This window comes from Streptomyces sp. 891-h, assembly GCF_022760275.1.
Lineage (GTDB): Bacteria > Actinomycetota > Actinomycetes > Streptomycetales > Streptomycetaceae > Streptomyces > Streptomyces spirodelae.
This window is the reverse complement of sequence record NZ_CP050693.1, coordinates 1,603,804-1,616,242: the sequence shown is the minus strand read 5'-3', so window position 1 is coordinate 1,616,242 and position 12,439 is coordinate 1,603,804. Positions and strand designations below refer to the sequence as shown.

The window sequence follows — 12,439 nt, the reverse complement described above, 5'->3', positions numbered from 1 at the left end:
GCGGGTGCGGTCTCCCTGGCCGTTCCCGCTCCCGTCGAGGCCGTTGTCACCGCCGAGGAGAGAAGCACATGCTTGACATCGCCGCTGAGCTGCACCGCTGGTGCCAGGAGGGGCGGGACTTCGCCGTCGCCACCGTCGTCGCCGTCGGCGGCAGTGCGCCGCGGCAGCCCGGCGCGGCGCTGGCCGTCGACGCGGACGGCGAGGCCGTCGGCAGCGTGAGCGGCGGCTGCGTGGAGGGTGCCGTCTACGAGCTGTGCCAGGAGGCGCTGGCCTCGGGCGGCAGCGTCCGCCAGACCTTCGGCTACAGCGACGAGGACGCCTTCGCCGTCGGTCTCACCTGCGGCGGCGTCATCGACATCCTGGTCACCCCCCTCCGCGCGCGGGCGGCGGAGCGCGAGGTGTTCGCACAGGCCGCGGCCGAGGCGGTCGAGGGCCGTACGGCAGCGCTCGTACGGATCGTGGAAGGGCCCCAGGAGCTGCTGGGCGGCGCCCTGTGGCTGGACGCCGAAGGGCAGCCGCACGGAGCGCTGGGCGGGGCACCCGAACTGGACGCAACCGCCGCCGCCGAGGGCCGGGCGCTGCTGGCGGCCGGCCGTACCGCGACGGTCACCGTCGGCGCGGACGGCAGCATGTGCGGGCAGCCGGTGACGCTGCTGGTGGAATCCAGCGTCCCGCCGCCGCGGATGCTGGTCTTCGGCGCCATCGACTTCGCGGCAGCGCTGGTGAGGATCGGCAAGTTCCTCGGCTTCCACGTGACGGTGTGCGACGCGCGGCCCGTCTTCGCCACGGCCCGCCGCTTCCCCGGGGCCGACGAGGTCGTCGTCGACTGGCCGCACCGCTACCTCGACTCCCAGGACCTCGACGCCCGGACGGTCGTCTGTGTGCTCACCCACGACGCCAAGTTCGACGTGCCCCTGCTGGAGAGCGCGCTGCGGCTGCCGGTCGCCTACGTCGGCGCCATGGGCTCCCGGCGCACCCACCTCGACCGGCTGGAGCGGCTCCGCGAGGCCGGGCTGACCTCGCTGGAGCTGGCCCGCCTGCGCTCCCCGATCGGCCTGGACCTGGGCGCCCGCACCCCGGAGGAGACGGCGCTGTCCATCGCAGCCGAGATCGTCGCCACGCGGCACGGCGGCAGCGGAGTGCCGCTCAACGGGGCGCACAGCCCCATCCACCACGACAGCGGCCCCGCCACGCCGATCACCGGGGGCGGCGCCGACCGGGCCGCCGGCTGAGCCCCGGCAGCTGTCCCACAGCAGTTCGGAGCCGCCTCACAGGAGCTTCACGTTCACCAGCAGCGCGCGGTGGTCGGTGCCCCGCAGGTCCAGGAACTTCCCGTCCACCGGCAGCAGGGTCTCGCTCAGCAGCACATGGTCGATCTGGGCACCGAGCAGCGGGGTGGTGCGGGTGGGCCAGGTGGGGGTGCGGGAGTTGCCCAGCATGCGGGCAGCATCGCGCATACCCGTCTTCAGGATGGCGCGGAAGGCGGCGTGGTCCTGCGAGGAGTTGAAGTCGCCGGCCATCAGCGTCGGCAGCTTCCCCCGCGCGTCAGCGGCGGCCCGCAGCCGGTCCAGCTCCACCCGCCACGCCCCCGTGCCGGCGGGCATCGGCGGCATCGGGTGCGCGACCTGGAGGGCGACCCGCTCGCCGTGCACGTCCGCGACGGCGCCGGGCATCGAGAGCCTGCCGCGCACCTCGCTGCGGTTGTGCAGCGGATAGATGCTCAGCAGCGCGGACCCGCGCGCACCCCCGCCGCCGGTGATGATCCGGTGCGGGTACTCCTCGCGCAGCACGGGGTCGCGCAGTTCCCTCGCACACCGCGCGTCGCACTCCTGGAGGGCGACGATCTGCGGTCGCTCCCTGCGCACCGTCGCCACCAGATCCGCGGTGGCGGCCCCGTACTTCAGATTCGCCGTCAGCACCCGGAACTGGGCCTTCGCCGGCCTGCCCGCCGCGTCGCCGGGCGCGGGTGGCCCGTACGGCCGCAGGAACCACCCGGTGCCCGCCAGCACGGCCAGCGCCCACAGCAGCACCAGCCACCGGCGGGCGAAGGCCGCCCCCAGCGCCGCCAGCCAGGCCGGGGCGAGGAACCAGGGCAGGAACGCCAGCAGTTGCGGCACCGGCGTCGGCCCGTCCTCGTCGCCGGCCCGGAACGCCAGCGGCACCGAGAGCACCAGCAGGGTCAGTACCGACAGCGCCGCGACGACGGGCCGGCGCCGCCCGCGCCGCCGGGCGCGGCCCAGCCCGACCCCGTCCGCCGCTTCCCGGTCCCCGCGTGTGCCGGCCCCCGTGTACACGTCTCCGATGATGCCGCACCTCCTGTCACATGCGCGTAAGCCCCCGGCCGGGGGTGGTGCGCGCGCGGGTGGACGTACACGATGGCTCCCAACGCCCGCAGCACCCCGCTGAGCAGGAGGAAACATGGTCCCGTCCACGCCCACCGAACAGTTCCGGGCCGCCCGCGACACGCTGCTGCGACACCGGACGGACTACGAGGCCGCACGCGCCGCCTTCAGCTGGCCCCGGCTCGAACAGTTCAACTGGGCGCTGGACTGGTTCGACCACATCGCCGCCGGCAACGACCGGCTCGCGCTGCACATCGTCGAGGAGGACGGTACCGAGCGGCGCGTCACCTTCGACCAGATGCGGACCCGCTCCGACCAGGTCGCCAACTGGCTGCGCGACCGCGGCGTGGCACCCGGCGACCGGGTCATCGTCATGCTCGGCAACCAGGTCGAGCTGTGGGAGACGCTGCTGGCGCTGATGAAGCTGCGCGCCGTCGTCATCCCCGCGACCCCGCAGCTGGGCCCCCGCGACCTGGCCGACCGCGTCACCCGCGGCGAGGCCCGGCACGTGGTCGTGCGCGCGGCGGACACCGGGAAGTTCACCGGCACCGACGTGCCCGGCGACTACACCCGCATCGCCGTCGGCAGCGGCGGCACCCCGGCCTCCGGCTGGCTGGCCTACGAGGACGCGTACGAGGCCGCGAGCGCGTACGACCCGCAGGGCGTCACACGCGCCGACGACACCCTGCTGCTGTACTTCACCTCCGGTACGACCGCGCTGCCCAAGCTGGTCGAGCACACCCATGTGTCGTACCCCGTCGGACACCTGGCGACGATGTACTGGATCGGTCTGCGGCCCGGCGACGTGCACCTGAACATCTCCTCGCCCGGCTGGGCCAAACACGCCTGGTCCAACTTCTTCGCGCCCTGGAACGCCGAGGCGACCATCTTCATCCACAACTACACCCGGTTCGACCCGAGCCGCCTGATGGCCGAGATGGACCGGGCCGGCGTCACCAGCTTCTGCGCCCCGCCCACCGTCTGGCGCATGCTCATCCAGGCCGACCTCAGCCGGCTGTCCGCCGTCCCCCGCGAGGTCGTCGCCGCCGGTGAGCCGCTCAACCCTGAGGTCATCGAGCACGTCCGCCGGGCCTGGGGCGTCACCATCCGGGACGGCTTCGGCCAGACCGAGACCGCCGTCCAGGTCGCCAACACCCCGGGCCAGCCCCTCAAGCCCGGCTCGATGGGCCGCCCCACGCCCGGTTTCGAGGTCACTCTCGTCGACCCGGTCACCGGCGAGGCGGGCGTCGAGGAGGGCGAGATCTGCCTCGACCTGTCCGCCCGCCCTGTCGGCCTCATGGTCGGCTACCGGGGCGACGCGGAGCGCACCGCCGAGGCGATGGCCGACGGCTACTACCGGACGGGGGACATCGGGGCGCGGGACAAGGAGGGCTACCTCACCTACGTGGGGCGCAGCGACGATGTCTTCAAGGCGAGTGACTACAAGGTCTCGCCGTTCGAGGTGGAGAGCGTGCTGCTGGAGCACGAGGCCGTCGCCGAGGCCGCGGTTGTCCCCTCGCCGGATCCGGTGCGGCTCGCCGTGCCCAAGGCGTATGTGGTCCTGGCGGACGGCTTCCGCGCCGACGCGGAGACCGCGGCCTTGTTGTTCGCGCACTCGCGGGAGCGGCTCGCGCCGTACAAGCGGGTGCGGGTTGTCGAGTTCGCGGACCTGCCGAAGACGATTTCGGGGAAGATCCGGCGTGTGGAGCTCCGCGCGCATGCGGCCGGCGAGGCCGGCACCCCCGGCACGGAGTACCGGGACCGGTAGGGGGGTGCCCCTTGCTGCGCGTCGTGGACTGCGGGTGTGTTGCTGGTTGCTCGCGCAGTTCCCCGCGCCCCTGAAAGGGGTCCCGCATCAACGCGGCGTACGGATCAAGTGCTCCGCGGCTTCGTTGACGGCGCGCGGCGTCCCCGTCAGGTCGAGGACGAACAGCGGGAGCCGCAACTCGTCGGCGCGCCCCCGCGCCTCACGCAGATACCCCGCAAGGGCAAAGCACACGGCGACGACCGAGTCGTTCAGCCCGTTGAGCCACAGCGTCTCGACGTCCCGCACCCCGGCAGGGGAGGTGGACGGGTCGACATGCGCGACGACCGACGGACCCCGCACATCGACACCCGAGGCGGGCGTCCGCTCGGCGACGCGTATGCCCTCGAACCCGAGCCACCGCAGGTACTGCGCCGCGGCGAGCTTCGCGTCGTGGGCCGTGCGGATGGTGACGGGCCGGAAAGGCGGCCGCGGCACGGGGGCACGCGCGGCGGAGGCGGGCTCCGGGCCGGTCGGCGGCGCCGAGGCCGGCTCCTCGGCGGGCGGCGCAGCCACCCCGGTACGGCCCCTGGCGACGGGCACCCGCAGCGTCGTACCGCAGCCGCAGCCCAACTCGGGCTGCGGCCACTCGTCCACCCGCCCGCAGGACGGGCACCGCACGGAGATCCAGGACCCCGCCCAGGTGCGGTGCCGCACCTGGATGGCGGCGGCGGAGGACAGCAGCGGCAGGGCGACCGGCGCGCCACAGCCGCAGGGGTAGACCGGCGCGGTGTAGCTGTGCTCGCGCCGGCACACCGGGCAGCGCACAAGCACTCTCTCAGCCATCGTTCGGCTCCTGGCACGGGTGGTCCGGTGGGCACTGCCCTGAGAGCATGCCCGGTCGCCCCCCAATCGTCGCCGATGGGAGCGGTTTTACGAAGGGGCGGGTGCCGGGCCGGGCGCCGGTGGGGGAGGATGGCACGGGTATGCCCCCGCGCGGGACGGCCACCCCTCATCAACTGGACCGTCCCGCACGGGGGCGCGCGCCGGGCCGACCTCCCAATCAGCCCGGTACGCCGTTTGGCGCGCGCCTCTTGCCGGCGCGCCGGTGGAAGGGGGGCGCTCAGCCCTCCTGGAGCTCGCGCACCGCCGCCTCCACGCGGCGCCCGTAGTCCGGGTCGGCGGCGGTGAAGTGGGCGATGTTCTTCTCGATGACGTCCTCGCGGGTCACCTGGGAGAGCCCGCCGGCGATGTTGGCGACCAGGCGGCCCTTCTCCTCCTCCGACATCAGCCGGAAGAGCTCGCCGGCCTGGAAGAAGTCGTCGTCCTTGGTGTGCTGCGGGGCCTCGTGGGTGCCCCAGTAGCCGGTCACCGGGCGCGGCGCGGACAGCGGGACGCCGGTCTCGACGGGGCCGCCGTAGGAGTTGGGCTCGTAGTTCTTGGCGTACCGGTCGTAGGCGTTGGCGGCCATGAAGCCGTCCCTGCCGTAGTTGTTCGCCTTGCCGGAGGGGACCGCCTTGGGCGCGTTGACCGGCAGCTGGGTGTGGTTGACGCCGAGCCGGTAGCGGTGCGCGTCGGCGTAGGCGAACAGCCGGCCCTGGAGCATCTTGTCGGGCGAGGGGCCGATGCCGGGCACGAAGTTGTTGGGCGAGAACGCGGACTGCTCGACCTCGGCGAAGACGTTGTCCGGGTTGCGGTCCAGCACCAGGCGGCCCACGCGCTGCAGCGGGTAGTCCTTGTGCGGCCACACCTTGGTCAGGTCGAACGGGTTGAAGCGGTAGTCGGCCGCCTCGTCGGCGGGCATGATCTGCACATACAGCGTCCAGGACGGGAAGACGCCGCGCTCGATGGACTGCAGCAGATCCGTCTGGTGGCTGTTGGGGTCGGTGCCGCACAGCTCGGCGGCCTGCTCGCTGGACAGGCAGCGGATGCCCTGGTTCGTCTTGAAGTGGTACTTGACGTAGAAGACCTCGCCCTGGGGGTTGGTCCACTGGTAGGTGTGCGAGCCGTAGCCGTTCATGTGCCGGTACGAGGCGGGGATGCCGCGGTCGCCCATCAGCCAGGTGACCTGGTGGGTGGCCTCGGGGGAGTGGGCCCAGAAGTCCCAGACGTTGTCCGGCTCCTGCTTGCCGGTGAACGGGTCGCGCTTCTGGGAGTGGATGAAGTCGGGGAACTTCAGCGGGTCCTTGATGAAGAAGACCGGGGTGTTGTTGCCGACGAGGTCGTAATTTCCCTCTTCCGTGTAGAACTTGAGAGCGAAGCCGCGCGGGTCGCGGGCCGCGTCGGGGCCGCCGAGGTTGTCGGCGACGGTGGAGAAGCGCAGGAACGTCTCGGTACGGCGGCCGACCTCGCCGAGGAAGTGGGCGCCGGTGTAGTCGCTGACCTCGTCGGTCACCTCGAAGTAGCCGTAGGCGCCGGAGCCGCGGGCGTGTACGACACGCTCCGGGATGCGCTCCCGGTTGAACCGCGCCAGCTTCTCCAGCAGGTGCTGGTCCTGGAGCAGGAGCGGGCCACCGATGCCGGCGGAGGTGGAGTTCTGGTTGTCGGCGACGGGCGCGCCCGCCTCGGTGGTCAGCGTGGGCTTCGGCGACTTCGACATGGACGACCTTCCTGGGCGAGATCTGCGCGGAAAACAATTTCCGCATCATGGAGCGTAGGGAGACCCGGAAGGGTAGTCAACAGTTTGTTGAAACTTTGGCCCGCCGCCTCCGGCGAAGCGGCGGGCGGGGAGTCGTCAGTCGCTCTTGACCTGTGAGTTCTGCGTGGCGCCGATCTTCCCGTCGCCGTCTCCCTCGGCCAGCACATGCAGCGGCCGGCCCTCGGGTACGTCGGGGAGCGGTTGGCTGTCCGGGGAGAGGGGCCGTCGGCGTACGTCGACGCTCATCGTCCGTTCCTCCGTTTCCTCGTTGTGCGTCGGTCGGTGTTCGCCCGTTGCGGGTCAGCGGCAGGAGCCCTCAGGTCAGCGGTAGGAGCCCGCGCGCAGATCGGCAACGGCGTCGGGGTGCCGGGGCCGCCAGCCCAGTCGGCCTTGCGCCTGCTCGCCGCTGACGGACTGGTCGAGGGCCAGCGCGTCGGCGAACTGCGTGCCGAGCTCCGCACGCGCCTCGTCCAGTGGCCACACCCGCGGCTCGCCGGAGACCCCGGCGGCTTCGCCGGCGGCCGTGGCCAGTTCCCGGACCGGGACCGCCGACTGGCTCACGCCGTGCCACACCGTCCCGGCCGGCGCCTGCTCCACCACCTTCGCGAAAAGGTCGGCCAAGTCGTCGACGTGCACCATCGGCCAGCGCACCGCCGGGTCGCCGACGACCACGGGGGCCTTGTGCTTGCGGGCCAGATCGACCAGCAGGGCGGGAATGCCGCCGCCGCGTCCGTGCACGATGCCGGGGCGGACGACGCCGGCGCGGACACCGTCGTCGGCGGTGGCCAGCACCTGTCGTTCGATGTCCGGTCGGTACCCCACGATCGGGATCGGGTCGGTGGGTGCGTCCTCGTCGGCGGTCGAGGCCCCGGTGGCACCCAGGACCCAGATGCCGCTGGTGTAGACGAACGGGCGCCCGGTGCCGCGCAGCGGGTCGGTCAACGCTGCGACGGCCGCGGCGTCGGTGTCGGCGTCACCGGTGGGCGTGGCCAGATTGATGACTGCGTCGATGTCAGGGGTGACCGCTGCGGAGAGCGAGTCCGGGTCGCTCAGGTCGCCGATACGCCGCTCGTACCGCCCTTCGGGCCGTTCGTTGCCCGGGCGGACGAGTTCCACCACCTGATGCCCCAGTGCCATCAGCCTGTCGGCGGCGGCCGAACCAAGGTAACCGTGCGCTCCAACGATAAGAGTGTGCATGTCGCCTCCCTCGAAAACTTCGATGACGAAATATTAGAGACGGGTGCTCGTCCCGTCAAATTATTCGACATGGAAGTATTAGACTGCGAGGGATAGTGCTTCGCGAGGGAGGAAAACCGTGACGGAGACGGACCAACAGGACGGAGTCGACGTGATCGTTCAGGAGTGGCAGGCAGTGCGGCCCGATCTGGACTGTTCTCCCATGGCCGTCATCGGCCGCCTCTCCCGTGCGTCACGACTGCTCGAACGCGCCCTCAAGGACGAGTTCGCCGAGCATGGCCTCGAATCGTGGGAGTTCGACGTACTGGCCACGCTGCTGCGCGCCGGCCCACCCCACGTGCTCACCGCCGGTGAACTGAGCAGTGCCGCCATGGTGAGTTCGGCGGCGCTCACCAACCGGGTCGACCGGCTGGTGAAGAGGGGACTGGTCGACCGCGAGGTGGACCCCGCGCATCGGCGACGGGTGCTGGTCTCCCTGTCGGAAGAAGGCCTGCGCCTGGTCAACAAGGTTGTCGAGCACCACCTGGCCAACGAACGCCGCCTGCTCACGGGGCTCCCCGTCGCCGAATGCGACCAGCTCGCGACACTGCTGCGCCGTCTGCTCATCTCCCTCGGAGACGGCGGACGGCAAGGGGCGGACGTCTGATACGGCGGCGTCCGGCCGGACGCCACGGCCCCGCCCCCCCCGCGGTCGCGGTGAGAGGGCGGGGCAGGCGGGCTCTGGGAGGAGGAGCGCGGCCTCAGCCCAGCGGCACCGTCGCCGTCGGCGCATGCGCAGCCTCGCTCGCCAGCTCCTCGAACTCGTTGACCGAGGCGATATCGGACCCGCTCATCGAGATATTGGTGATCCGCTCCAGGATCGCCTCCACCACGACGGGCACCCGGTACTCCGCGGCGATCTTCTTCGCCTCCTCGAAGGCGGGCAGCAGCTGGTCCGGCTCGGTCACACGCAGCGCCTTGCAGCCCAGCCCCTCGGCGACCTTCACATGGTCGACGCCGTAGCCGCCCAGCTCGGGCGCGTTGATGTTCTCGAACTCCAGATTGACCTGGAAGTCCATGTCGAAGTTGCGCTGCGCCTGCCGGATCAGACCGAGATAGGAGTTGTTGACCAGCACGTGCACATAGGGAATGCGGTGCTGCGCGCCGACCGCCAGCTCCTCGATCATGAACTGGAAGTCGTAGTCGCCCGAGAGTGCCACGACACTCGCCTGGGGGTCCGCCTTGGCGACACCCAGCGCCGCGGGAACGGTCCACCCCAGCGGACCCGCCTGACCGCAGTTGATCCAGTGCCGCGGTCGGTAGACGTGCAGGAACTGCGCGCCGGCGATCTGGGAGAGACCGATGGTCGACACATAGCGCGTCTCAGGACCGAAGGCCCGGTTCATCTCCTCGTACACCCGCTGCGGCTTGAGCGGCACGTTGTCGAAGTGCGTACGCCGCTGGAGCTCGCCCTTGCGCTCGCGCGCGCCGGCCGCCCACTTCGACAGGTCCGTCAGCTTCCCGCTCCGCTTCCGCTCCCTGGCGATCTCCACGAACAGTTTCAGCGCCGCGTGCGCGTCCGAGACGATGCCGTAGTCCGGCGCGAAGATCTTGCCGATCTGCGTCGGCTCGATGTCCACGTGCACGAACTTCCGGCCCTCGGTGTAGGTGGCCAGCGCGCCCGTGTGCCGGTTGGCCCAGCGGTTGCCGATCCCGAGCACGAAGTCGGACTCCAGGAACGTGGCGTTCCCGTAGCGGTGCGAGGTCTGCAGCCCCACCATGCCCGCGTGCAGCGGGTGGTCGTCCCCGATCGCGCCCCAGCCCATCAGGGTCGGCACGACGGGGATACCGGTCAGCTCGGCGAACTCCACCAGCAGCTCGGACGCGTCCGCGTTGATGATGCCGCCGCCCGCAACGATCAGCGGACGCTCGGCCTCGGCCAGCATGTCCATGGCCTTCTCGACCTGCCTGCGGCTCGCCGCCGGCTTGTGCGGCACCAGCGGCTCATAGGTGTCGGGGTCGAACTCGATCTCCGTCATCTGGACATCGATCGGCAGGTCGATCAGCACCGGACCCGGCCGGCCCGAGCGCATCAGGTGGAACGCCTCCTGGAAGACGCCCGGCACCTGTGCCGCCTCCTTGACGGTGGTGGCCTTCTTGGTCACCGGGGCCGCGATCGAGGCGATGTCGACGGCCTGGAAGTCCTCCTTCTCGATCACGGCCACCGGAGCCTGCCCGGTGATGCACAGAATCGGGATCGAGTCGCCGATCGCCGAGTAGAGGCCGGTGATCATGTCGGTGCCCGCAGGGCCCGAAGTGCCGATGCACACCCCGATGTTGCCGGGCGCCGTCCGGGTGTAGCCCTCGGCCATGTGCGAGGCGCCCTCGACGTGGCGGGCGAGCGTGTGCTCGACGCCGCCCGCGGCGCGCAGCGCCGCGTAGAAGGGGTTGATCGCCGCACCCGGCACGCCGAAAGCGGTGTCCACACCCTCACGCTTGAGGATCTCAACTGCCGCGCGGGCAGCGGTCATACGAGCCATCGAACTCTCCTGGTTCGGTGCAGGTGGTATCCGGGCGGCGGCGCCTGGGCGCGACAGGACAGTGTCGACGCCGCCGCCCGGAGTCTGTGGGGAGGGCCCCGGAAGCGGGGCGGCCCTCAGTTGGCGCCGTCGGGGTTCTCGCCCGACAGCCGCTTGACGCCGCGCACCAGCGCCGAGTGGTCGAGCCCGCCGTCACCCTGCGCCCGCAGCGCCGCGACGAGCTGGGCGACCAGCGCACCGGCGGGCACGGCGGCGCCGACCGCGCGGGCCGCGTCGGTCACGATGCCCATGTCCTTGTGGTGCAGGTCGATCTTGAAGCCGGGCTTGTAGTCGCCCGCCAGGATGCTGTCCTTCTTCCGGGTCAGCACCGTGGAGCCGGCCAGTCCGCCGTTGAGCACGTCCAGCGCGGCCTTGAGGTCCACGCCGGACTTCTTCAGGAAGACCACGGCCTCGGCGACGGCCTCGATGTTCACCGCGACGATGAGCTGGTTGGCGGCCTTCACCGTCTGCCCCGAGCCGGCCGGACCGCACAGCACGATCGTCTTGCCGAGCGCTTCGAGGATCGGCTTCGCCGCGTCGAAGGTCGCCTGCTCACCGCCGACCATGATGGACAGTACGGCCTCGATCGCACCCGCCTCGCCGCCCGAGACCGGCGCGTCCAGCGCCTTGATCCCCTTGGCCTTCGCGGCCTTCGCGACCTCGATCGAGGTCTGCGGGGTGATCGACGACATGTCGATGAGGGTGCCGCCCGTACGGAGGTTGTCCAGGACCCCGCCCTCGTGCAGGACGACCGCCTCCACATGGGGAGAGGCCGGGACCATCGTGATGACGACATCGGCGTCCTTGGCCGCCTCCGCCACGGAGGCCGCGCCCTTGCCGCCGTCCTTGACGAACTCCTCGACCTTCTCGGTCTCCAGGGTGTACGCCGTGACGTCGTAGCCGGCCTTGAGCAGGTTACGGGCCATGGGAGCGCCCATGATTCCCAGACCGATGAAACCGATCTTGGTGTTGCCGGGCGTGTAAGTCATTCTCTCGCCTTTCGCAGATCTGAAAAGTGGGGCCGCCGCCGACCCCGCGAATCCCGGAGGGGATCAGGAGCGCCAGCCGAAGGCCGCCGCACTTCCGCCGTCGCCGGGCTTGTACTCCAGCCCGATGAACCCCTCGTAGCCCGCCTTGTCCAACCGGCCGAACAGGTCCTCGAAGTCCAGCGACCCCGTCCCCGGCGCTCCGCGCCCGGGGTTGTCCGCGATCTGTACGTGCGCGGTCTTGCCGGTGTACGCGTCGATCGCCGCGCCGAGGTCCTCGCCGTTCATGGACAGGTGGTAGAGGTCCATCAGGAAGCGCGCGTTGTCCAGTCCGGTGGCCTTGTTGACCGCGTCGACGACCTCGATGGCGCGGGGAGCGCTGACGAGGGGGCACTTGGGGGACTCGGGCGCGTTCAGCGCCTCGATCAGGAGCACGGCCCCCGCGCGGTCCGCCGCCTGCGCCGCCAGGGCCAGGTTCTCCAGCGCGAGAGCGTCCTGCTCGGCCTCCGTGGCACCGTCGACGCGGTTGCCGTAGAGGGCGTTGAGCGCCTTGCACCCCACGGAGCGGGCGAATTCGGCGGTGACCTCGAGGTTGGCGCGGAACTTCTCCGACTCCCCGCCGGGTACGGACAGGGCGCCGCGGTCGGGACCCGGCAGCTGCCCGGCGTAGAAGTTCAGCCCGGTGAGCTGGACCTGAGCGTCCTCCAGCGCGCTGCGCAGCGCGTCGAGCTCGGCGCGCGCGGGCACGGGTGCGTCGACCCAGGGCCACCACAGTTCGATCTTGTCGAAGCCCGCGGCGGCGGCGGCCGCCGGGCGCTCCAGCAGAGGCAGCTCGGTGAAGAGGATCGAGGCGTTGACGGTGAACCGGTCCGAGGAGACCACAGCGACCGCCCTCCCTTCCTTCGGAGATCCGTAAGCCAGAAGCTTTAATTTTCGTATCGTGAAACTCGTATTCTGCTCACTGGAAGATTGCT

11 protein-coding genes are annotated in these 12,439 nt (G+C 71.1%); 3 read left to right on the top strand and 8 right to left on the bottom strand.

Going from position 1 to position 12,439, the window contains the following annotated elements; all coding sequences use genetic code 11:
• Window positions 1–68 precede the first annotated feature (68 nt).
• Entirely contained in the window at window positions 69–1,232 is a 1,164-nt protein-coding gene (locus tag HC362_RS06795; RefSeq protein WP_243083023.1) for an XdhC/CoxI family protein, read from the top strand.
• A gap of 36 nt (window positions 1,233–1,268) precedes the next feature.
• Here HC362_RS06795 and HC362_RS06790 read toward each other — a convergent pair whose 3' ends face one another.
• Window positions 1,269–2,294, bottom strand: a complete 1,026-nt coding sequence (locus tag HC362_RS06790; RefSeq protein ID WP_243083022.1) for an endonuclease/exonuclease/phosphatase family protein — start codon at window positions 2,292–2,294, stop codon at window positions 1,269–1,271.
• A 124-nt stretch (window positions 2,295–2,418) separates the two neighbouring features.
• Here HC362_RS06790 and HC362_RS06785 point away from each other — a divergent pair, with 124 nt between their 5' ends.
• Window positions 2,419–4,110, top strand: a complete 1,692-nt coding sequence (locus tag HC362_RS06785; RefSeq protein WP_243083021.1) for an AMP-binding protein — start codon at window positions 2,419–2,421, stop codon at window positions 4,108–4,110.
• A gap of 87 nt (window positions 4,111–4,197) precedes the next feature.
• Here HC362_RS06785 and HC362_RS06780 read toward each other — a convergent pair whose 3' ends face one another.
• From HC362_RS06780 to HC362_RS06765, 4 genes are all read right to left on the bottom strand, one after another.
• Window positions 4,198–4,932 (bottom strand): hypothetical protein, encoded by a 735-nt coding sequence (locus HC362_RS06780; RefSeq protein WP_243083020.1) that lies wholly within the window; start codon window positions 4,930–4,932, stop codon window positions 4,198–4,200.
• Between the two features lie 277 nt (window positions 4,933–5,209).
• The gene (locus tag HC362_RS06775; protein WP_243083019.1) at window positions 5,210–6,685 is read right to left on the bottom strand and encodes a catalase; all 1,476 of its coding nucleotides are present in this window, start codon (window positions 6,683–6,685) and stop codon (window positions 5,210–5,212) included.
• Between the two features lie 135 nt (window positions 6,686–6,820).
• Window positions 6,821–6,970 carry a hypothetical protein gene (locus HC362_RS06770; RefSeq protein ID WP_243083018.1) on the bottom strand — a complete coding sequence of 50 codons (150 nt, stop codon included), beginning with the start codon at window positions 6,968–6,970 and terminating at the stop codon, window positions 6,821–6,823.
• Between the two features lie 75 nt (window positions 6,971–7,045).
• Window positions 7,046–7,921, bottom strand: a complete 876-nt coding sequence (locus HC362_RS06765) for an NAD-dependent epimerase/dehydratase family protein (RefSeq protein WP_243083017.1) — start codon at window positions 7,919–7,921, stop codon at window positions 7,046–7,048.
• A 118-nt stretch (window positions 7,922–8,039) separates the two neighbouring features.
• On the opposite strand from HC362_RS06765, the gene HC362_RS06760 reads away from it, so the two are divergent.
• Window positions 8,040–8,567: a MarR family winged helix-turn-helix transcriptional regulator gene (locus HC362_RS06760; RefSeq protein ID WP_243083016.1), complete on the top strand. Its 528-nt coding sequence runs from the start codon at window positions 8,040–8,042 to the stop codon at window positions 8,565–8,567.
• A 94-nt stretch (window positions 8,568–8,661) separates the two neighbouring features.
• On the opposite strand, the gene gcl is transcribed toward HC362_RS06760, so the two are convergent.
• From gcl to HC362_RS06745, 3 genes are all read right to left on the bottom strand, one after another.
• Entirely contained in the window at window positions 8,662–10,431 is a 1,770-nt protein-coding gene (gene gcl, locus HC362_RS06755) for a glyoxylate carboligase (RefSeq protein ID WP_243088398.1), read from the bottom strand.
• A gap of 125 nt (window positions 10,432–10,556) precedes the next feature.
• Window positions 10,557–11,468: a 2-hydroxy-3-oxopropionate reductase gene (locus tag HC362_RS06750; RefSeq protein WP_243083015.1), complete on the bottom strand. Its 912-nt coding sequence runs from the start codon at window positions 11,466–11,468 to the stop codon at window positions 10,557–10,559.
• Between the two features lie 63 nt (window positions 11,469–11,531).
• Window positions 11,532–12,347: a TIM barrel protein gene (locus HC362_RS06745; protein WP_243083014.1), complete on the bottom strand. Its 816-nt coding sequence runs from the start codon at window positions 12,345–12,347 to the stop codon at window positions 11,532–11,534.
• Between the last annotated feature and the right edge of the window lie 92 nt (window positions 12,348–12,439).

Bases quoted from the DNA above. Each gene is read 5' to 3' on its own strand.
- HC362_RS06795 (WP_243083023.1), top strand. From the start codon at position 69: ATGCTTGACATCGCCGCTGAGCTGCACCGCTGGTGCCAGGAGGGGCGG.
- HC362_RS06785 (WP_243083021.1), top strand. From the start codon at position 2,419: ATGGTCCCGTCCACGCCCACCGAACAGTTCCGGGCCGCCCGCGACACG.
- HC362_RS06780 (WP_243083020.1), bottom strand. From the start codon at position 4,932: ATGGCTGAGAGAGTGCTTGTGCGCTGCCCGGTGTGCCGGCGCGAGCAC.
- HC362_RS06775 (WP_243083019.1), bottom strand. From the start codon at position 6,685: ATGTCGAAGTCGCCGAAGCCCACGCTGACCACCGAGGCGGGCGCGCCC.
- HC362_RS06770 (WP_243083018.1), bottom strand. From the start codon at position 6,970: ATGAGCGTCGACGTACGCCGACGGCCCCTCTCCCCGGACAGCCAACCG.
- HC362_RS06765 (WP_243083017.1), bottom strand. From the start codon at position 7,921: ATGCACACTCTTATCGTTGGAGCGCACGGTTACCTTGGTTCGGCCGCC.
- gcl (WP_243088398.1), bottom strand. From the start codon at position 10,431: ATGACCGCTGCCCGCGCGGCAGTTGAGATCCTCAAGCGTGAGGGTGTG.
- HC362_RS06750 (WP_243083015.1), bottom strand. From the start codon at position 11,468: ATGACTTACACGCCCGGCAACACCAAGATCGGTTTCATCGGTCTGGGA.